Consider the following 234-nt stretch of genomic DNA (forward strand, 5'->3'; position numbering starts at 1 on the left):
GTCATCGGCCTTTGCCAGCAACTCGGCGCGAGAGGCTTTCAGCAGCTCAAGATCGCTCTGGCACGCGATCTTGTTCAACCCGTTCAGTTCATTCATGAGGACGTCAATCGGGACGACGAGACGGCGACGATCATCGAGAAAATCTTTCGAAGCGACATGCAGGCGCTGCAGGATACGCTCAAGGTTATAGATCAGGCCGCCATGTCACGAGCAGTTACGGCCATTCTGGGCGCT

General features: G+C 56.0%; 1 protein-coding gene. It reads left to right on the top strand.

Features of this window, described 5'->3' with window-relative positions; translation table 11 throughout:
• Nucleotides 1-234, top strand: a 234-nt coding sequence (locus KVS69_RS20665) for a hypothetical protein (RefSeq protein ID WP_217540216.1), incomplete at both ends; no start/stop codon positions are given.

It is taken from the genome of Stenotrophomonas sp. GbtcB23, assembly GCF_019091045.1.
In the GTDB taxonomy this organism is placed as follows: domain Bacteria; phylum Pseudomonadota; class Gammaproteobacteria; order Xanthomonadales; family Xanthomonadaceae; genus Stenotrophomonas; species Stenotrophomonas rhizophila_A.